Genomic DNA, 19857 nt, shown 5'->3' with positions numbered 1-19857 from the left:
GGCCCTCTTGTTGTCGTCACCCTCGTTTTCTCCCTCAGTGCGTGGACCGGGGCGGTGGAACCGGGGATGACCGGCCACCACGCCGCGATGCCACGCGATCCTGCGGCATAGGGAGCGCGAGGCGCCGGGCGGCGTCAAAGCCAAACTTGGCATGGATCAATACAGGGCGTGCATCGTTGGGGCCGGATCGGGCGATCGGGCGCCCTGCCGGTCAGGGGGCGGACGCAGCAGCCAGTCGCCCCGCTTTGGCGATTTTCTCCGCAACAGCCATGACATTTTCAAGGACCAGGCTTGCGTCCTGCGCGCGATAAGCCATGAACAGCTCGACCTCGATCTCCTCGCCGAAGGCCAGCGGGCGGCAGATGACATTTCCGATACCGAGCCGGGAGGCCGATTCGGGAATCAGCGCCATGCCCACGCCGGTCTTCACCATGGAGAGCACGGCGTGGATCTGCGTGAGGTGATGCACGAGGCGGGGCCGGATGTTGGCGCTGACCAGCAGCCGTCGCACGATGTCGTGAAAATAGCCGCTGCCCAGGATCGAATACATGATCAGTTCCTGGCCCTCCAGGTCCGCCGGCGTCAGCGCGCTGCGGGCCGCGAGCGGATGGTCGGCGGGCAGGGCGGCGACCATGCGTTCGGCCAGCACCCGTCGCGACCGGATCTCGGCGGCCTCGAAGGGCGGTCGCACGAAGGCGAGGTCGATGCGGTGAGAGGCCAGGGCCGCGAGCTGGTCGCGGGTGATCATCTCTTCCAGCATCAGTTCCACATCGGGATAGTCCGCGCGCAGGGCGGAAATCAGCCGGGGCAGGAAATCGTAGCTGTTTGAAGGGGTAAAGCCGATCGCGATCTGCCCCAGGGCGCCGCGTCCGGCCCGCCGGGCGGCGAGCACCGCGTCCTCCGTGCCGCGCAGCAGGCGCCGTGCCTCGGCCAGGAACACCGTGCCCGCCTGGGTGAGCCGGACGCTGCGGCTGGTGCGTTCCAGCAGTTCGACCCCCAGTTCATGCTCCAGAAGCTGGACCTGCCGGCTCAGCGGCGGCTGCGTCATGTTCAGCCGCGCCGCCGCCCGGCCGAAATGGCGCTCTTCCGCGACCGCGACAAAGCACCGGACCTGGGTGAGCTGAAGCATTGATACCAATCCTGTCTTGATCCATGCCGTATCTAATCTGGACACCACGGATCTGTCGCGCCCTAACTTGCCCCCGAACGCATCCCGCCATGGCTGATGGCCATGAACGGGCAAGGAGAAGAACGCATGACAGAAGACGCCGGAGCCCGGACGCCCGACCTGGCCACGGGCGGCACCGAGAGGCGCAGGCTGCGCAGCGAGCGGTGGTTCGGGCCGGCCGATCTGCGCAGCTTCGGGCACCGTTCGCGCGCGATGCAGATGGGGTACGATCCGCAGGACTGGGAAGGCAAGCCGGTTATCGCGATCCTCAATACCTGGTCGGACATCAATCCCTGCCACATGCATTTCAAGCAGCGGGTCGAGGACGTGAAGCGCGGCGTGCTGGAAGCCGGCGGCTTTCCGCTGGAGCTTCCGGCGATCTCGCTGTCCGAGAATTTCATGAAGCCCACCACCATGCTCTATCGCAACATGCTGGCGATGGAGGCGGAGGAATTGCTGCGCTCCTACCCGGTGGATGGCGCGGTGCTGATGGGCGGCTGCGACAAGACCACGCCGGGCCTGCTGCTGGGCGCGACCAGCATGGATATTCCCGCGATCTACGTGCCCGCCGGCCCGATGCTGAGCGGCCACTGGCAGGGCAAGACGCTGGGCTCGGGCGCGGATTCCTGGAAATACTGGGACGAACTGCGCGCCGGCAAGATCACCCAGGCGGACTGGCAGGGAGTGGAGGCCGGCATCGCCCGCAGCGCGGGCACCTGCATGACGATGGGCACGGCCAGCACCATGACCGCCATTGCCGAGGCGATCGGCCTGTCGCTGCCGGGGGCCAGTTCGATCCCGGCGGTCGATTCCAACCATATCCGCATGGCCAAGAGCTCGGGGCGGCGGATCGTCGACATGGTGCGCGAGGATCTGAAACCGTCGAAAATCCAGACCCACGCCGCCTTCCTCAACGCGATCGCGGTGGCGATGGCGATGGGCTGCTCGACCAATGCCATCATCCACGTCATCGCCATGGCGCGCCGCGCCGGCGTTCCGATCGGCCTGGACGATTTCGACCGGGCCAGCCGCGAGGTGCCGGTGATCGCGAATGTCCGGCCCACCGGCACGACCTATCTGATGGAGGATTTCTACTACGCCGGCGGAATCGCGGCGCTGATGCAGCGGATTTCGTCCTTCCTCGACCTCTCCTGCCTGACCGTGACCGGCCGCAGCGTGGGCGAGAACATCAAGGACGCACAGGTGTGGAACGACGACGTCATCCGGCCGCTCGACAGGCCGATGTTCACCGGCGAGGCTGGCGGGGCGCTGACCGTCCTGCGCGGTAACCTCGCCCCCGACGGCTGCGTGATGAAACCGGCCTGCTGCGACCCGAAATTTCACAAACATAGCGGGCCGGCGCTGGTCTTCGACGATTACCCCACCATGAAGAAGGCGATCGAGGACGAGACGCTGGACGTCACCCCCGATCATGTCCTCGTCCTGCGCAATGCCGGCCCGCTGGGCGGGCCGGGCATGCCGGAATGGGGCATGCTGCCGATGCCCAAGCGCCTGATCAAGGAGGGGTATCGCGACATGCTCCGCCTATCGGACGCCAGGATGAGCGGCACCAGCTACGGCGCCTGCGTGCTGCATGTGGCACCCGAGAGCTATATCGGCGGGCCGCTGGCGCTTCTGAAAACCGGCGACATCATCTCGGTCGATGTCGAGGCACGTTCGATCTCGATGGAGGTGCCCGAGGAGGAGCTGGCACGCCGCCGCGCGGCCTGGACCCCGCCGCCGCCGCGCTACGGGCGCGGCTATGGCTGGATGGCCGCGCACCATATGCGCCAGGCGAACGAGGGGTGCGATTTCGATTTCCTCCAGACCGATTTCGGCGCCCCGGTGCCCGAGCCGGTCATCTATTAGCACCGCCCGGACAGGCCAGGGACAGGACAGAGAGCATGAACAGGAACCCGATCCGGCGTGTCTGGGCAGAGGGCGGGGCGGTGATCAACGGCTGGCTGTCGATCGCCAGCCCGTTCTCGGCCGAGATCATGGCCGCCGCCGGCTATGATTCGGTGACCATCGACACCCAGCACGGTGCCATCGGCTACGAAGGCATGCTGGGCATGCTCCAGGCGATGCGGGCCTCGGGCGTGGCGCCGCTGGTGCGTTCGACGTGGCTCGACCCGGCCTCGATCATGAAGGCGCTGGATGCGGGCGCCTGGGGCGTGATCTGCCCGATGGTCAACAGCCGCGCCGATGCCGAGCGGCTGGTCTCCTACGTGCGCTATCCGCCCCGTGGCTGCCGCAGCTTCGGGCCGACGCGGGCCAATTTTGCGCTGGGCGGCGATTACGGTGCCGTCGCCGATGACGAGGTGCTGTGCTTCGCGATGATCGAAACGGCGGAGGCGATGGCCAATCTCGACGAGATCGTGCGCACGCCGGGGCTCGACGGCGTCTATGTCGGCCCCGCCGACCTGACGCTCGGCCTGACCGGGCGGCGCTACCGCACCGGCTTCGACCGCGAGGAGCCCGAGATGCTCGAAGCCATCCAGCGCATCATCGCCGCCGCCCGCGGCGCCGGCATCCGCATGGGGCTGCATAACGGCTCGCCCGCCTATGCCGCCCGCGCGATCGGCTGGGGGTGCGATCTGGTCACGGTCTCCAATGATGTCCGCCTGCTCGCCCAGGCGGCGCAGGATTCCGTGGCCGAGGTCCGCCGACGCGCCCAGGCCGGCGATGCGGTCGCAGGCACGACGGCCTCGGCCTCCTATTGATCGGCCCGCGCGGGCCCACCTTCACCGCATGCAGTTCAGGAACATAGAGATGAGCACGAAGATCATTCCCCACGTCATCGGCGGCCACCATACGGAAGGCCACGGCACGCGCCGGTCCGATGTCTTCAATCCCGCGACCGGTGCAGTCGCCTGCCAGGTCGCGCTCGGCGATGCCCATGACCTGGAGGCCGCCATCGCCGCCGCCCGCAAGGCGTTTCCGGCCTGGGCCGAAACCCCGCCGCTGACCCGGGCGCGCATCCTCTTTCGCGCCCGCGACCTGATCGAGGCCCGCAGCAACGACCTGGCGGCGATCATCACCGCCGAGCACGGCAAGGTGCTGTCGGACGCCCGGGGCGAGATCACGCGCGGGCTCGAGGTCGTGGAGTTCGCCACCGCCGCGCCCGAGCTTCTGAAAGGCGAATATACCGAGCAGGTCAGCCGGGGCATCGATGCCTGGACCATGCGCCAGCCGCTGGGGATCGCCGCCGGCATCACGCCGTTCAATTTCCCGGTGATGGTGCCGCTCTGGATGGCGCCGATGGCGATCGCGACCGGCAACTGCTTCATCCTCAAGCCGTCCGAGCGTGATCCGTCCGCCTCGGTGCTGCTGGCCGATATCTTCAAGGAAGCCGGGCTGCCCGATGGCGTGTTCCAGGTCGTCCATGGTGACAAGGACATGGTCAACGCCATCCTCGAACACCCGGCCATCGCCGCCGTCAGCTTCGTCGGCTCGACGCCGATCGCAAAGCATGTCTATGCGACGGGCACTGCGGCCGGCAAGCGGGTGCAGGCGCTGGGCGGTGCGAAGAACCACGCCATCGTCATGCCGGATTGCGATCTGGAGAAGACCGTGGATGCGCTGATCGGCGCGGCGTACGGCTCGGCCGGCGAGCGGTGCATGGCGATCTCCGTCGCGGTGGCCGTCGGCCCGGTCGCCGACCCGCTGGTGGCGATGATCGCCGAGCGGGCGCGGGCGCTGCGGATCGGCGCCGGCACCGACGAGGCCAGCGAGATGGGGCCGGTCGTAACCGCCCAGCATCGCGCGAAGATCCGCGCGCTGGTCGATTCCGGGGTCGAGCAGGGGGCGACGCTGGTGGTCGATGGCCGCGATCTGGTCGTGAAGGATCACGAGGGCGGCTTCTTCATCGGCGGTTCGCTGTTCGATCATGTAACGACGGAAATGGAAATCTATCGCGAGGAGATCTTCGGCCCGGTCCTGTGCGTGATGCGCGCGCCGGATTTCGAGGCGGCGCTGGCACTGGTCAATGGCAGCCCCTATGGCAACGGCACCGCGATCTTTACCCGCGACGGCGACAGCGCCCGCGCTTTCACCCACGGCGTGACGGCGGGGATGATCGGAATCAACGTGCCGATTCCGGTGCCGATGGCGTTTCATTCCTTCGGCGGCTGGAAAGATTCGCTGTTCGGCGATCATCACATGCATGGGCCGGAGGGCGTGCGCTTCTTCACGCGCATGAAGGCGGTGACCCAGCGCTGGCCCACGGGCATTCGCACTGGCGCGGAATTCGCGATGCCCACACACGGGTAAGCGAGACCGAACTCTTTCCGGCTTGAAACACGGGCGGGACTTCACCCGCCCGAAACGGAAGTCATCCGCATGGCATAAAGACAACGCCTACTCATAAAGAAATCCGAAAAAGAATAAAAACAAGAGGTTTCTTCATGTTCAACCGTGCTGATGCGGTCGGGCACGTCGCGCGCGCAAGGCAGGCGGTGCGGCCTTTTCTCGTGTTCGTTCTTCTGATGGTGGCGATGATGATGCCAGCCATGCGGTCATGGGCGCAATCGACGAATACCGGCCCCGGCGCCCTGCCGGAAATCCTCAACGCGATTCCGCCCGGGACCGATTATTATCCGCCGCCGCCCCCCGTCACCCATCTCCTCCAGGGCGAGGTGGGGCGCTGGCGTGAGACCCTCGCGGACAAGGGGGTCAACCTGCTGATCGACGACTGGTCGGAATTCGCCGGCAATCTGTCGGGCGGCACGCGCAAGGCGCAGGATTTCGCAGGTCAGGTCGCGGTCGAGGTCGATCTGGACTGGAACAAGATCCTGCATATTCCCGATTTCACCACCACCATCACCGCCGTGCAGCGCCATGGCAGGCGGCTTTCGACCGATGCGTTGCAGGACGGCATCGTCAACCCCGAGCAGATCTATGGCGGCGGCGGCAATGTCGTGATCCATCTCGTCTATTTCTACGCCCAGAAGAAATGGATGCACGGCCGGGTGATCCTGACGATGGGCCGCTACGCGCCCGGACCGGATTTCGATTCCAGCCCGCTGCAATGCCTGGTCATGGGCCAGGCGACATGCAGCCAGCCTCGCGCGACGACCCTCACGGACGGTTATTCGTCCTGGCCGGGTACCGTGTGGTCGGCGATGCTGCGCGTGCGCCCCACGACGCCGACCTACCTGACCTTCGGCGCCTATGAGACCAGCCCGATCAAGGGCGGCACTGCGGGCACCGACTGGGGCGGCGACCATATCACGGGCGTGACCCTGGCCATCGGCGGGGGCTACGAGCCGGTCTTCGGCCCGCATCGCCTCAACGGGCATTACAAGGCCGGCATGCTGTGGGATTCCTCGCCCCACGCCTACAACGTGCCGGCCGACGACGGCGCGACCCGCTGGCGGCACGGCCAGATGATCAGCTATATCGCGTGCGACCAGATGGTGCTGCGCAACGGCCCCTATTCCGACAGCGGCGTGATCATCCAGGGTGGCTACACCCATGTCACGTCCGCGATCTCGGTCGTTTCCGACCAGGCCTATGTCGGCCTCATCGATGTCGGGCAGTTTCCCGGCCGGCCGCGCGACGCGCTGGGGATGACCTGGTCCACATTGCGCTACGGCCCCAACGTCAAGTCGATCTGGCAGCCGAGCGCGACCGCGTACACGCCCGATCCGCTCGCCCCCAACATGCCGCTCCTCGCCAGCCGGGAGTCGATCTTCGACATCACCTATAATTTTCATCTCAGGGATGGAATCGATCTCGCCCCGGATTTTCAGTATTTCTGGCGACCGGGCGGCTCGGGCCGTGTTCCCAACGCAACGATCCTCGGCATCAACTTTCACGCCATCCTCTGACGTTTCAGCGTGTGAGTCGCGCGACATGGTGAAAAGAAGAAAAACAATGTTGCTGAAACCCGATATCCTGCCGTCATCGTTCGTGGCCCTCCATCCGCGCTTCGTGCCCGGCTGGCTGCTGTGGCTTGCATTGGCCGCGTGCTGCGGCACGATGGCCTATTCCTCGTTTGTCGATCCGGTGATTCCGGACTTTGCCCGTCTCTCCACGATCGGGCTGGATGGCCTGGCCCTGCTGATCGCGGTTCTGGTCATGCCCGGGCATTTCGTCGCCGGCTTTCTGGGCTCGCTGCTGCCTTTTCTGATCAGCTGGCGCGTGGCGGCCATTCATGGCTCGGTGCCCGGCATGGCCAGTTCCACGATCGCGTTCCTGGTCTATCTCGTGCTTTACGCCGATTGTGCCGTGCATGACTGGAGGGCCTGCCGCGTGTCGGGAGGGGGCGGCCACCTGCAATGGCAGATCGCGACGATCCGCATCTATTTTGGCTTCGACATGGTGGGGCATTTCGCGGAAAAACTGTTCGCGGGCTTTCATTCCTTCCATCACATGGCGCAATTGTTCATCGGGTTCGGGTTGCCGTCGGGCGGCCTGGCCGTGATCGCCGCCGGATTATGCGAACTCGCGATCGCGATCGGCGTGGGGATGGGGGTGCTGACCCGCGCGGCCGGTATCGGCGGGGCGGTCTATTATCTGATCGCCAATCAATATGGCCGTCATTTTGGCGATGGTTTCACCTGGAACAATGCACCGGTCGGCGGCTGGGAATATCCCATGCTCATGATCGTCCTGTTCGCGAGCTTTTCGATTGCAGGTGCGGGAAAGTTCTCGATTGACGGCTGGATGATCGCGCATGGCTGGATGCCGCGCGTCCTGCGTCCGCTCTGCGTGTCGGCCACACCGGATTACGCGCGGGCGGATTCTTGAAAAATGGTGACAGGGTCACATCACATGGATGAGAGGTGCGCTTGTTTCCTTTCTGGATTCTTTGCTCTTTTCGCAAAGTATAGTAATGAATATCAAGTAAACCATGTAAAACTCTCTTGAGTGTCAGACGTTTTTATTGTCGGCGCCTGTGTGCTCGCGCTGCGGTCGAAACGTCATCAGGGTTCACGAATAACAATCAGAATAAGGTAACCCGTAACATGAAACGGATCTTTACAGTTCTCGCCGCGCTGGCCTCCTTCAGCACCCCGGCGCTCGCGCAGTCGTCGTCGACGGCGCCGCAGCTCAACATCACCACCGAGGCGGCGTTGAACATGGCCCATTATGCGGTCGGGCTCGCCGAAAGCCGGCACCTCAAGCTCTGCATCGCGGTAGAAGATACAGACGGGAATCTCGTTGCCTTCATCCGGATGCAGGGCGCCTATTCGGGCTGCGTCGATGCCTCGATCGCCAAGGCGAAGTCGGCCGCGCGCTTCGCCCGGAACACCATCGAATTCTTCGACGCCGCGCGTGCGCAGAACCTGCCTATCGGCTTTGTCCCAGGCATCCTGCCATCGGCGGGTGGCGCGGTCTTCAAGCAGGGGGATGTGGTCGTCGGCAGCATCGGCACCAGCGGCGATACCAATGAGAACGAGCAGGCGCTCGTTATCGACGCGGCCAAGCATTTTCACTGATCTGAAATCCTCCATGACAATCGGACCAGTCTTTCAAACACTCCTGCATCTGGATCGCACATGAAAATCAGACATCTCGGCCCTCTGGCCGTTCTGGCGCTGTTTCCCGCGTTCGCGGCAGCGCATGCCGAAGGCAAATTGCTGACGCGCGCCATTCTCAGCAGCGAGGGCGCGAAAAGTCTGCTGAGCGCCGCCGAGGCCGACGCGAAGCAGCGCGGCATGCATGTCAGCATCGCGGTGGTCGACGGATCGGGCCGGTTGCTGGCCTTTACCCGCATGGACGATTCCCAGACCGGCACCGACGATACGGCCATCAAGAAGGCGCGGACCGCCGCGCTCTATTCCTCGCCGGGCAAGGAGTTCGCCGAGCGTATCAAGCAGAACCAGGCCTTCCTGATGACGCTCCCCGGCATTGCGGCGGTGCCGGGCTCCCGCCCGGTCATGAACGGAAAATACGTGATCGGCGCGGTTGGGGTCAGCGGCGCGACCGACGATCTGGACGATGCCGTGGCGAGCGCCAGCGCGACCAACTTCCATCCGTAAGAAGCCGAAGGCCCGGCTATACGGGAACCGGCAAGGGGCTTGGTGCGGAACGGTGCCGCGCGCACCGGCTGAATCGTCACGTATCGCGATGAAGCATCGAGCCCCAGCCGGTTCCCGATCCTTGAGGATCTGACGAGGCCTGATCTCCCCGTGCGGATCATCGTCATCATGCCTCGATGTGATAGACTCCTCCATCGACCGGTCGTGGAGGACCATCATGCGAGGCGATGACGCGCGGATCGCGCTGGAACTGGTGGATGAGGCCGCCTTTGCCCGCCTGCCGGGTGGCCGCGCGACGCTGGTGCTGCGCATGGCGGGCACCCATGGCGGCGAGGGGCAATGGCTGGATCAGCTTGTGCTGCCGGCGTCCTCGCCCTTCGGGCATGGCGGGGGCTGCGTCTGCTGCACGCCGGACGGCGCGATTGCCGCCATGCTGGCCGATCTGTTCCGTGCCCGCGTTACCGGCCAGCGCCCGTGGTTCGCGCGGGTCATCGTGGTGGTGCCCGCCGCGCTGCGCGAGGGCACGCGGCAGGCGCTGGAGGCCAACCGCGTGGTTGCGGCACGCTATCGCCCCACCTGGCTTTCGATGGCGGATGCGTCTTAGCGCTGCGCATTAACCGTCCATTCGTCTTCCCGCTTTAGGGTCGCCCCACCGGCACCAGCGAAGGACGATCCGTGGCGCAGCCAGACCAGGGGGCAGATCAGGGGACAGGGGCGCGGCCGACGCCGATGATGATCCGCCTGTATGCGGCGGTCGCGGCGGCGCGATATCATGGTCTTTCGATGGATGTGCGCGATTTCGTCGCCGAGCCGGGCGAGATCGCGCCTTCGCCGGCGGCCCTGGCGCGCTGGCTGAACGACAGCGGCGCGGTGGCGCGCGGCATGCGCCTGCGCTGGCGCGACCTGGTGCGGCTGCGCAACGTGCCGCCGATTGTCCTGATGTTTCGTGACGGCTCGGCGGGGCTGATGGTGGCGGGCGACCCCGATCGGGGCGTGGTGTGGCTGCGCGATCCGCTGGGCGATGAAGGCACGCCCCCCGTGCCGCTCGACGAACTGCGCCTCGCACAGGTCTGGACGGGCGATGTGCTGCTGGTCAAGCGCCGCCGCGACCAGAGCGAGGCCGACGCGCCGATCAACGCCGCGTGGCTGGGTCGCATGGTGCTGCGCGAGAAGGGGCTGCTGCGCGATATCCTGCTGTCCTCGATGGTGCTGAGCGTGCTGGCGATCTTCCCGCCGCTGATCGTCATGCAGGTGGTGGACAAGGTGGTGAGCTACCACTCGTTCTCCACGCTGATCTCGATTGCCGCGATCCTGGGCATGATGAGCTTCTACGAGGTTCTGCTGACCTATGCGCGGCGCGAACTGGCGCTGGTGGTGACGACGCGGCTGGATACCAGGATCTCGCTTCTGGTGTTCGATCGCCTGCTGTCCCTGCCGCTGGAATTTTTCGAGCGCGAGCAGGCCGGGCAGGTGATCGGCCGGGTATCCGCCATCTACAAGGTGCGCGATTTCATGACCGGCAAGCTGATGAACACGGTGCTGGACCTGTTCACGCTGGTCGTCGTGTTGCCGTTCCTGTTCTATTTCAGCATGCCGCTGGCCTGGATGACCATGGCTGCCGCCGGCGGGATCGGCCTGGTGGTGTTCGGCTTCATGCGGCCGGTCGGCCATCTGGTCGGCCGCAAGATCGTCGCCGACATGGCGCGTGGCGCCGTGCTGTACGAAACGGTGGCGGGCATCCGCACGGTCAAGACGCTGGCGCTGGAACAGACAAGGCGCCAGCTCTGGGACGACCGCTCGGCCGAGTCCGCCTTGTGGGGGCTGGCGGCGGGGCGCATGGGCAACATGGCCGCGACCGTGGCCCAGCCGTTCGAACTCTTCATCAATCGCGGGATCATGCTGGTCGGCGCATGGCTGATCCTGACGCATCACGGTGACATGGGTGCCGGGGCGCTGATGGCGTTCATGATGCTCGGTGGCCGCGTCGCGTCGCCGCTGGTCGGGCTGGCGCGGCTGCTGGATGATTTCAACGAGGTCCGCAGCGCGCTGGGCGAAGCCGGCCAGGTGCTGAACCAGCCGACCGAACGCCAGGCGCTGACGACCGGACTGCGCCCTGTGGTTCACGGTGCCCTGTCGTTCCGCGAGGTCTATTTCACCTATCCCGGCGCCACCACGCGCGCCCTGTCGGGCGTCAATTTCGACGTCCCGGCCGGCAGCACGCTGGGGCTGGTGGGGCGCAGCGGCTCGGGCAAATCGACGATCACCCGCCTGCTTCAGGGCGTCAGCCGGTCCTATACCGGCTATCTGCGGCTGGACGGGGTGGATCTGCGCGAGATCAACCTGACGCATCTGCGCCGGTCGCTGGGCGTGGTGTTGCAGGATAATTTCCTGTTCCGGGGCACCGTGCGCGACAACATCACCGCCGGCCGGCCGGGCCTGACGCTGGATGACGTGATCCGCGCCGCCCGGCTGGCGGGGGCCGAGGAATTCATCGAGCGCATGCCGGCGGGGTACGAAACCTGGATCGAGGAAGGCTCGACCAACATCTCCGGCGGCCAGCGGCAGCGGCTGGCCATCGCCCGCGCGCTGATCTGCGACCCGAAACTGCTGATCCTGGACGAGGCGACCTCGGCCCTGGACCCGGAGAGCGAGGCCGTGGTCAACGCCAACCTGCAACGCATCGCGCGCGGGCGCACCATGGTCATCGTCTCGCACCGCCTGTCCTCGCTGGTCGATTGCGACCAGATCTGCGTCATGGACCAGGGGCAGGTGGTCGATATCGCGCCGCATGCGGTCCTGCTGGAACGCTGCGCGATCTACCGTTCGCTGTGGCAGCAACAGAACCGGCATGAAGCGGGCGGCCGCGCCCACGCCCATCCGGCGGCGATGCTGGCCGAGGGAGACGCGCCATGACCGCCACCCCGCTGGTACCGCCGGAGTCCGACGCCGTGGAAGCCTATGTGCTGCCCGAGACCGCCGATCGCGACATGCCCCGCGCCCTGCTGGAATTTCACTCGCCCAGCCTGGCGCTGATCGACCTGCCGCCCACGGCCTCGGCGCTGTATCTGGCGTGGATCATCTCGGGCCTCGCGATCATGGGGGTGATCGTGATGTCGGTCTTCCCGCTCGACCAGGTGGTGGCGTCGCAGGGGCGGATGGTCTCCACCGAGGCGACGCTGGTGGTCCAGCCGCTGGAAACCGCGATCATCCGCACCATCGACGTGCATGAGGGCGATTTCGTCCACAAGGGCCAGATCCTCGCCCGCCTGGACCCGACCCTGACTGGCGCGGATGTCGAGGATATGGGCCAGCAGGCCAGTGCCTACGCCGCCCAGGTCGCGCGCCTGACGGCCGAGGCCGAGGGCCGGGATTATGCGCCCGACCCCGCCGACCCGGCCGCGATGCAGGAGGCCGCCGCCTTCGCGCGGCGCCGGGCCGAACTGACCGCCCGCATCCAGAACTACGACAAGCAGATCGCCGGCGCGCGCAGCGACATGCAGGGCAATCTGGCCGATGCCGCGATGTATGGCGCCCGCGCCCGCGTGGCGGCCAACGTGCATGCCATGCGCCTGCGCCTGCAACGCGACCAGGTGGGCAGCCGCCTGTCCACGCTGGCGGCGCAGAACGACCTGATGGAGGTCGAGCGCGCGCAGATCGCCGCCCATCAGGCCGCCGACAGCGCCCGCGCGAAGCTGGAGGCCGTAACGGCCGAGCGCGACGGCTTCGCGCAGAACTGGAAAGCCACGATCTACGAGGATCTCGCGACCGCCCAGCACCATCTGGCCGACGCGCGCGATGAAGCCCGCAAGGCCGGGCTGCGGCACAGCATGGTGGTGATGCGCGCCGACCGCGACGCCGTGGTGCTGAGCATCGCCGCCCTGTCCGTGGGGTCGGTCATGCAGTCGGGTACGCAGTTGATGACCCTGGTGCCGGTCGATAGCGGGCTGGAGGTCGAGGCGGCGATCCGGGGCTCCGATGTCGGCTTCATCCGGCCGGGAGACCATGTGCTGCTGAAATTCGCCACCTTTCCCTACACCCAGTATGGCGGCGCGGAAGGCACGGTGCGCGTCATCAGCGCGGATTCCTTCGCCCCCGGCGAGAGCGGGCGCGGCGCTCCCGGATCGCCGGCCCCGGCGCAGTCGGCCGATACCGGCGGGATGGATGCCTATTACCGCGCGCGGGTGCGGGTCGATCGCTACACGCTGCATGGCGTGCCGCCCTTCTTCCACGCCCAGCCCGGTATGCCGGTCGAAGCCGATATCCATGTCGGCCGCCGTACCATCATGCAGTATCTGATGAATCATCTGGTGCCGGCCCTAACCAATGGCATGCGCGAACCATAGTTTTGGCCCGCAAACGCGCGCTGGCGGCGATCCGACGCGCGTCCGCTGTGCTCCGGTGCTCACGCCATCAAGGCCGCTCCGCTCCGGTGCTCGCGGACACACGCCGGGCGCTGCACTGCGTGCAGCTCTCGCTCACCAGCCCACGTTTGCGGGCCAAAACTTCGCGGCTCAATCCGATCTGGGGCGCACTTTTTGGCGCCTGTGTTCACTGCTGTTACGTTCTTCTGCTCGGAAATATTTATGCTCTGCTCTGGTGATTATCTGATCTTGGGTAGTGCATGAGGCGGGTTTTTTCCGCTCTGGGGGCGCGGTTTTCTTCGCGGGGGCGTCTGGCGCATGCCTTGCGGCTGATCGAGGACGGGGATGTGGTGGCCGGGGTGGCGCTGTTGGGCAGCGTGGCCGAGGCCGGGGTGCCGGAGGCGCAGTTTCGGGTGGGTCGGGCCTATCTGGATGGCACCGGCGTGCCGCCCAGCCTGGTGGAGGGCGCGCGCTGGATGCGGCGCGCGGCCGAGGCCGGGTGGGTCGAGGCCCGGATGGTGCTGGGCACGCTCTATCTGTTCGGCCTGCCGCGCGAAGGGGGGGCGGGCGAGGGCGTGCGTCTGGTGGCCGAGACGCCGGCCGACCGGGTGCCCGATCCGGTCGAGGCCGCCCGCTGGGCCCTGCTGGCGGCGGAGGCCGGATCGCCCGATGCGCAGGCATTGTATGGCTACATCCTCGCCGACGGGCCGCCCGACATGCGCGATGTGGCGGCCGCCGAGGGCTGGTTTGCCCGCGCCGCCGCCGCCGGCTGCCCGCAGGGCCATCTGGGGCTGGGGCTGGTGTGGATGCGGGCGGCGACCGACGAGGCCGGGCATGCGCGGGCGGCGGAGGCCCTGCGCGTGGCGGCCGAGGCCGGGCTGGGGTCGGCGCAGTTCATGCTGGGGGCGCTCACCGAACGGGGGCGCGGCGTGGCGCGGGATATCGCGGCGGCTACCGCGCTGTACGGGCGCGCCGCCGAGGCCGGAGTGCGCGCGGCGCAGGCGCGGTTCGGTCTGGCCCTGCTGGAGGGGCGGGGCTGCGCGCGCGACGCGGGGCGGGCGGAAAGCTGGCTGCGCCGCGCCGCCCTGGCCGGCGATCGCGAGGCGGCATCGCTGCTGGGGGATCTGTATGCCAGCGGGGGCGACCTGCCGCCGAACTATATCGAGGCCGCGCTGTGGTACGGCCGCGCCGCCTCGGCGGGTCACGCGGCGTCCTGGCGGGCGCTGGGGATGCTGGCCCTGACCGGGGCCGGCCAGCCCCGTGACGTGACCGAGGCCGCGCGCTGCTTCCGCCAGGCGGCGGCACTGGGCGACGGGCGGGCGGGTGCCGATCTGGGCAATCTGCTGCTGGACCAGGATGTGTCGGAGGATGACCGGCGCGATCTCGGGCGGTATTTCGCCCATGCGGCAGAGGCCGGGGACCCGGTCGCGGCCTTCAATTTCAGCATCTGCCTGACCCACGGGCTGGGAATGGCGCGGGACGAGCAGGCGGCGGCCGCCTGGATGCTGCGCGCCGCCGACGGGGTGGTGAACGCGCAATACTGGTATGGCCGCATGCTGCTGGAGGGGCGCGGCTGCGCGCCCGATAGCGCGGCGGGGCGGGGCTGGATCGCGCGCGCGGCCGAGGCCGGCATGGCCGATGCCCAGGTGGCGCTGGCGCAATTGATGCTCACCGGCCGTGGCGGTCCGCGCGACCATGCGGCGGCGGCCGCGCTTTATCGGACGGCGGCCGAACAGGGGCAGGTCGATGCCATGTTCTCGCTGGGTGCGCTGCTGGGCGGCGGGCACGATGTGCCGGTGGACCGGGCGCAGGCCCAGCACTGGTTCCGCATGGCCGCCGAACGCGGCAACGCGCTGGGGCAGTTGATGCTGGGCCGCTATCTGCTGCGCGGACTGGCAGGCGTGAATGACCCGGCCGAAGCCCGGTTATGGCTGGAACGCGCCTGCGCGCAGGGCGTGCCGGATGCGGCGGCCGAACTGGCCCGGCTGGGGGCCGCCCCGGTGGCCGGCGCCGGGGCGGGCTGAATGGCTGCGGGGCGTATGGTGCCGCCCGCGCGGGGGCGGGCAACGCCGGAGGATCGCGCGGCGTGGCAGGTCTGGGCCGATGCCCAGGCCCAGTCGGCCTTTCGTCGGGCGCGGGAATGCGAGGACGCGGGCGATGCCGAGAGCGCACGGGCCTGGTACGAGCGCGCCCACCGGCTGGCACCGGAGAGCATCGTGGTAGCCTTTCCGCTGGCCATGGCGCGGCTGCGCGGCGGCGACGGCGCGGGGGCCGCGCATGTGCTGCGCGCGCTGACCGGGCGTTTCGATTTTCGCGAGGGCTGGGTCGCCCTGGCCGCCGCCCTGCTGATGGCGGGCGAGGATACGGCCGCGATCGCCGCCGCGCAGCACGCCCTGTCCCGCCACGCGCCACCCGACGACATGGGGGCGTTGTTCGCACGGCTGGCAACGCTGGCCGGGCGGCCGAGCTGGTGCGGTCTTTCGGTGTCGGGCCGGTTGTCGCTGGGCACGTCGGCGGTGACGGTGTTGATCGATGGGCGGCCGGTCTCCGGCGTGGCGGACGGCATGATGTTGCCCGCACATTGGCGCCGGGCCCGGCAGGTGACGGTCCTGGCCGGCGGCGTGCCGCTCCTGGGCAGCCCGCTGGACCCGGCGGCCCTGCAACGGATCGACGGGCTGGTGGAAGCCGGGCCGGATGGCCTGTCGGGCTGGGCCTGGCATCCATCGGACCCGGAGCAGGTGCCGGCCCTGCATGTCCGCGATGCGCGGGGGCGCACGATCCGGCGCCTCATGGTCGCCGATCCCGCTTCGGAGGTGGACAGTCTTATTCCTCTGGCCCGGCCGCGCCGCTTTGCCGTGGCGGCGGCGGATCTGCCGCCCGGCCGGCTGCATGTGGAAGGGCCGGATGGATGCGACCTGACGGGCAGTCCGCTGGTGGTGCATCCCCTGGCGTTGCCCGGCGAAGAGGGACGTGTCCGCTCACCCCCCTCGGTGCCGCCGCGCCGGGCCGGACCCGCCATCGTCATTCCCGTGCATGGTGACCGTCCTGGTACGCTGGCGTGTCTGGACTCGGTGCGGGCCAGCGTGGGGAACGAGGTGCCGGTGATCGTGGTCGACGACGCGACGCCAGACCCGGCTCTGGCGGCGGAACTGGACCGGCGGGCCCATGCGGGGGTCATCCACCTGATCCGCCACGCGCGCCGTCTCAGCTTTCCGCAATCGGCCAATGACGGCATGCGCGCGGCGGCGGGGCGGGATGTCGTGCTGCTGAACAGCGACACGCTGGTCGCCGGGGGATGGCTGGCGGAACTGGCCGACATCGCCTATGGCGCGGCGGATATCGGCACCGTCACGCCGCTGTCGAACGCTGCCAGTCTCTTTTCCTGGCCCGGCCCGGACGCCCTGCCCGATGACGCGCCCCTGCCGATGCCCGATCTGGAAACGGTGCGGCGCCTGATGGCGGCGGCCCGGGCGGCCAATGGCGGGCAGGCGGTCGCGGTGCCGACCGGCCACGGATTCTGCCTGTTCATCCGCCATGACTGCCTGGCCGCCACTGGCCCGTTCCGCGCCGATCTCTTCGCGCAGGGCTATGGCGAGGAGAACGAATTCTGCCGCCGCGTCGCCGGGGCGGGCTGGCGGCATGTCGCGGCCACCGGCGCATTCGTCGGCCATGCGGGTGGTGCGTCCTTCGGCGCCGCCCGCCCGGCGCTGCTGCGGCGCAATCTGGCGATCCTGGACCGGCTGCATCCCGGCTACGGCGCGCTGGTCGCCGCCCATGGCGTCGTCGATCCGCTGTTCGCCGGCCGGCGGCGGCTGGACCTGGTGTGCTGGCAGCGTGGCGGGGCTGGCTGGCGCCATGCGGTGCTGCTGGTCACGCACGATCAGGGCGGCGGGGTGGAACGGGTGGTGCGGGACCGCGCCCGGTTATGGCGCGCCCGGGGCGCGCGGCCGGTACTGCTGCGGCCCACGCCCGATGGATGCCGGCTGGAGGACGGCGCGGGCGGTGCATGGTCCGCCATGCCACGCTTCCGCCTGCCGGCGGACTGGGACCTGCTGCTGGCGGTGCTGCGCGCGTCGGGCGTGGACCGCGTGGAATGGCACCACGGGCTGGGGCACGCGCTCGACGCGCCGACGCTGGCCGCCGGGCTGGGCGTGCCCTACGCCGTGCATGTCCATGATTATGTCTGGTTCTGCCCCCGCGTCGCGCTGGTGGATTCATCCGGCCGCTATTGTGGCGCGCCGGGGCCGGCGGAATGTGCCGCCTGCCTGCGGACTGGAGACAGCCTGCTGAAGGGCGCTGGCCCGGTGCGGGCACGTCTGTCGGCCTATCGCGCCCGGTCGGACGCCGTGTTGCGGGGGGCAGAGGGGGTTCTCGCACCTTCCGATGATACGGCCCGGCGCATGCGGCGGGTCTTTTCCGGCCTGGCGATCGGCGTGGCCGCGCTGGCGGACGACCGGGCGCTGGCGGCGCCGGCAATTCGGGCGCGGGTTCCGGGGCAGAGGATACGGGTAGCGGTTCCCGGCGCGATCGGCGTCGAGAAAGGCTACCGCGTGCTTCTGGCGGCGGCGCGCGATGCCGCGACGCGGGCGCTGGACCTGGAATTCATCGTGGTGGGGCACACGCCGGACGACGACGCGCTGATGGCCACCGGCCGGGTGTTCGTCACCGGGCCTTATGCGGAAGCCGACGGCGCCGCGCTGCTGGCGGCGCAGCGGGCGGACCTGGCCTTTCTGCCCTCGATCTGGCCCGAGACCTGGTGTTTCGCGCTGGGGCTGGCATGGCAGGCGGGGCTGCGCGCGGTGGTGTTCGACCTGGGGGCCATGGCCGAGCGCGTGCGCCGGACCGGTTGGGGAGCGGTGCTGCCGCCCGACCTGCCCATTCACGAATTGAATACGTTTTTCCTGTCTTATGGGCAGATCGGGGTGGCCACCGCGCGCCGCCGGGCGAAAAGGGAGATCGCGACCTTGCATCCAGTCGACCGCCTGCCGGCGCAGCCCGCCGCGCCTCGTTCCCCCGCCCCCCGACGGAAGGCCCGCTGATGCCCGACAGCATGACGATGGACAGCCCGGGCCGGATGACGGACCTGAAGGTCGCCGGCCGCCTGATGACGCTGGATGCGGGGCTCTACTGCATCTTCCACGCCGCCGGAGCCGAGGCGCCGGCGGGCGAGGATTTGCCCGGCGTGCGGATCTCGCGCGCGCCGGGGCCGGGCGGCGCCGGGGTCGGCATCGCGACGTTTGATGCCGAGGGCTGGCTGGGGGCGGCGCGCAATGCCGCGCTGGTCCGCGTGCCGGGTGACGCGGGGCAGATCCTGATCACCATCTATCACCACCCGGCCCGGATGGCCGAGACGCCGCGCCTTCAGGTGGTGCGTCTGGCCGATGCGGCCGTGGCGCGCCCCGCACCCGCCATGGCGCCACCACAGCCGGGCCCCGGCGCCATGCCGTCCTTTCCGGCGGTGTCATCGGCGCAGCCGAAGGCCGACCCCGGCGCGAAGGGCCGCGCCGGCGAACTGACGGCGCATATCCAGCGGCGTGGCGACGTGGCGGCCTCGCTGATGGACTGGATGGGCACGCCCGGCAGCCGGAACTGGATCGAGGGCTTCGCCATCGCGCCCACCCATCTGATCGCCGCCGAGGATATCGAATATCAGGCGGTGCTCGGGCGGGGCTGGCTGTCGCCCTGGGCCTCGGGCGGCCAGTTCTGCGGCAGTCGCGGCATGGCGCTGCCGATCCTGGGCCTGCGCGTCCGGCTGAGGCCGCAGGCCGCCGGCCGGTATCATTGCCGTGTCTGGGCCAGTTTCACCGATGGCAGCCGGGTCGGGCCGGTGACGGATGGCGGGGTGGCCGAGGCCGAAAGCGCGGCACCGCTGGAAGCCTTCCGCGTCGAGATCGTGCCCGTGGCGGCGGCGGAGCGCCCCGATGAAGGGGAACAGGCGCTGCTGGCAGCGGCGACGGTGGTGGAGACGAAAGCCGGTCGCCGGCCACCGGAGCCCGTGGAGACCGCCTGCCCCGTGGAGGAGGCGCCCCCCCGGAAATGGCGGGTCAAAACCGTCGGACCGGTGGCGGAAGCGACCGCCGAGGCTGAACCGGTGAGCGACCATCCTGCCGGACCCGTCCGAAAACGTCGGGGCAAGGCGGCCAAACCCGTCATGGAGGCGACCGCCGAACCGGCCGAGGCTGCCGTGCCCGTCGAATCCGTGCATCCGGGGCGGGGGCGCAAGGCGGCGGGGTCGCGCGTGGGCCTGCTGAAGGCGCGCCGGCAGATGGTGGCGCGGCGCCGGTCCCGACAGGAGACATGAGCCGGCCCGCTCCAGCCCCCATGCCCCATCAGGCCACGG

14 protein-coding genes are annotated in these 19857 nt (G+C 68.7%); 13 read left to right on the top strand and 1 reads right to left on the bottom strand.

From position 1 onward, the window contains the following. Nucleotides 1–211 precede the first annotated feature (211 nt). On the bottom strand, nucleotides 212–1129 hold the full coding sequence (locus ACMAUO_RS10130; protein WP_420356769.1) for a LysR family transcriptional regulator: 918 nt from the start codon (nucleotides 1127–1129) through the stop codon (nucleotides 212–214). A 126-nt stretch (nucleotides 1130–1255) separates the two neighbouring features. Here ACMAUO_RS10130 and araD point away from each other — a divergent pair, with 126 nt between their 5' ends. From araD to ACMAUO_RS10065, 13 genes are all read left to right on the top strand, one after another. Continuing rightward, nucleotides 1256–3037, top strand: coding sequence for an L-arabinonate dehydratase (gene araD / locus ACMAUO_RS10125; protein WP_420356768.1), 1782 nt, complete (start codon nucleotides 1256–1258; stop codon nucleotides 3035–3037). Nucleotides 3038–3072: 35 nt separating this feature from the next. Next, a complete protein-coding gene (locus tag ACMAUO_RS10120; protein ID WP_420356767.1) occupies nucleotides 3073–3891 on the top strand; it encodes an HpcH/HpaI aldolase family protein in 819 nt (272 codons plus the stop codon). Nucleotides 3892–3940: 49 nt separating this feature from the next. Then, complete coding sequence (locus tag ACMAUO_RS10115) at nucleotides 3941–5440, top strand: CoA-acylating methylmalonate-semialdehyde dehydrogenase (protein WP_420356766.1); 1500 nt, start codon at nucleotides 3941–3943, stop codon at nucleotides 5438–5440. Nucleotides 5441–5574: 134 nt separating this feature from the next. Then, nucleotides 5575–6999 (top strand): carbohydrate porin, encoded by a 1425-nt coding sequence (locus ACMAUO_RS10110; RefSeq protein WP_420356765.1) that lies wholly within the window; start codon nucleotides 5575–5577, stop codon nucleotides 6997–6999. A gap of 46 nt (nucleotides 7000–7045) precedes the next feature. Continuing rightward, nucleotides 7046–7921, top strand: a complete 876-nt coding sequence (locus ACMAUO_RS10105) for a DoxX family protein (RefSeq protein ID WP_420356764.1) — start codon at nucleotides 7046–7048, stop codon at nucleotides 7919–7921. Between the two features lie 218 nt (nucleotides 7922–8139). Continuing rightward, the gene (locus ACMAUO_RS10100) at nucleotides 8140–8613 is read left to right on the top strand and encodes a GlcG/HbpS family heme-binding protein (RefSeq protein WP_420356763.1); all 474 of its coding nucleotides are present in this window, start codon (nucleotides 8140–8142) and stop codon (nucleotides 8611–8613) included. 60 nt (nucleotides 8614–8673) lie between these two features. Continuing rightward, nucleotides 8674–9156 (top strand): GlcG/HbpS family heme-binding protein, encoded by a 483-nt coding sequence (locus ACMAUO_RS10095; protein ID WP_420356762.1) that lies wholly within the window; start codon nucleotides 8674–8676, stop codon nucleotides 9154–9156. Between the two features lie 217 nt (nucleotides 9157–9373). Next, complete coding sequence (locus ACMAUO_RS10090; RefSeq protein WP_420356761.1) at nucleotides 9374–9760, top strand: hypothetical protein; 387 nt, start codon at nucleotides 9374–9376, stop codon at nucleotides 9758–9760. 125 nt (nucleotides 9761–9885) lie between these two features. Further along, nucleotides 9886–12069 carry a peptidase domain-containing ABC transporter gene (locus tag ACMAUO_RS10085; RefSeq protein ID WP_420356760.1) on the top strand — a complete coding sequence of 728 codons (2184 nt, stop codon included), beginning with the start codon at nucleotides 9886–9888 and terminating at the stop codon, nucleotides 12067–12069. After that, nucleotides 12066–13499 carry an HlyD family type I secretion periplasmic adaptor subunit gene (locus ACMAUO_RS10080; protein ID WP_420356759.1) on the top strand — a complete coding sequence of 478 codons (1434 nt, stop codon included), beginning with the start codon at nucleotides 12066–12068 and terminating at the stop codon, nucleotides 13497–13499. Before ACMAUO_RS10085 ends, ACMAUO_RS10080 begins: the two co-directional genes overlap by 4 nt. Nucleotides 13500–13777: 278 nt before the next feature. Then, complete coding sequence (locus ACMAUO_RS10075) at nucleotides 13778–15541, top strand: SEL1-like repeat protein (RefSeq protein ID WP_420356758.1); 1764 nt, start codon at nucleotides 13778–13780, stop codon at nucleotides 15539–15541. Then, nucleotides 15542–18556 carry a glycosyltransferase gene (locus tag ACMAUO_RS10070; RefSeq protein ID WP_420356757.1) on the top strand — a complete coding sequence of 1005 codons (3015 nt, stop codon included), beginning with the start codon at nucleotides 15542–15544 and terminating at the stop codon, nucleotides 18554–18556. After that, the gene (locus tag ACMAUO_RS10065) at nucleotides 18556–19818 is read left to right on the top strand and encodes a hypothetical protein (RefSeq protein WP_420356756.1); all 1263 of its coding nucleotides are present in this window, start codon (nucleotides 18556–18558) and stop codon (nucleotides 19816–19818) included. Before ACMAUO_RS10070 ends, ACMAUO_RS10065 begins: the two co-directional genes overlap by 1 nt. The last annotated feature ends 39 nt before the right edge of the window (nucleotides 19819–19857 follow it).

It is taken from the genome of Gluconacetobacter brunescens, assembly GCF_048695475.1.
GTDB lineage: Bacteria > Pseudomonadota > Alphaproteobacteria > Acetobacterales > Acetobacteraceae > Gluconacetobacter.
The sequence above is the reverse complement of the archived record's forward strand: the minus strand, read 5'-3'. Positions and strand labels throughout refer to the sequence as shown.

Coding starts and splice junctions, on each gene's coding strand:
- ACMAUO_RS10075 (WP_420356758.1), top strand. CDS start 13,778: ATGAGGCGGGTTTTTTCCGCTCTGGGGGCGCGGTTTTCTTCGCGGGGG.
- ACMAUO_RS10120 (WP_420356767.1), top strand. CDS start 3,073: ATGAACAGGAACCCGATCCGGCGTGTCTGGGCAGAGGGCGGGGCGGTG.
- ACMAUO_RS10090 (WP_420356761.1), top strand. CDS start 9,374: ATGCGAGGCGATGACGCGCGGATCGCGCTGGAACTGGTGGATGAGGCC.
- ACMAUO_RS10080 (WP_420356759.1), top strand. CDS start 12,066: ATGACCGCCACCCCGCTGGTACCGCCGGAGTCCGACGCCGTGGAAGCC.
- ACMAUO_RS10095 (WP_420356762.1), top strand. CDS start 8,674: ATGAAAATCAGACATCTCGGCCCTCTGGCCGTTCTGGCGCTGTTTCCC.
- ACMAUO_RS10065 (WP_420356756.1), top strand. CDS start 18,556: ATGCCCGACAGCATGACGATGGACAGCCCGGGCCGGATGACGGACCTG.
- ACMAUO_RS10100 (WP_420356763.1), top strand. CDS start 8,140: ATGAAACGGATCTTTACAGTTCTCGCCGCGCTGGCCTCCTTCAGCACC.
- ACMAUO_RS10115 (WP_420356766.1), top strand. CDS start 3,941: ATGAGCACGAAGATCATTCCCCACGTCATCGGCGGCCACCATACGGAA.
- araD (WP_420356768.1), top strand. CDS start 1,256: ATGACAGAAGACGCCGGAGCCCGGACGCCCGACCTGGCCACGGGCGGC.
- ACMAUO_RS10110 (WP_420356765.1), top strand. CDS start 5,575: ATGTTCAACCGTGCTGATGCGGTCGGGCACGTCGCGCGCGCAAGGCAG.
- ACMAUO_RS10070 (WP_420356757.1), top strand. CDS start 15,542: ATGGCTGCGGGGCGTATGGTGCCGCCCGCGCGGGGGCGGGCAACGCCG.
- ACMAUO_RS10130 (WP_420356769.1), bottom strand. CDS start 1,129: ATGCTTCAGCTCACCCAGGTCCGGTGCTTTGTCGCGGTCGCGGAAGAG.
- ACMAUO_RS10085 (WP_420356760.1), top strand. CDS start 9,886: ATGATGATCCGCCTGTATGCGGCGGTCGCGGCGGCGCGATATCATGGT.
- ACMAUO_RS10105 (WP_420356764.1), top strand. CDS start 7,046: ATGTTGCTGAAACCCGATATCCTGCCGTCATCGTTCGTGGCCCTCCAT.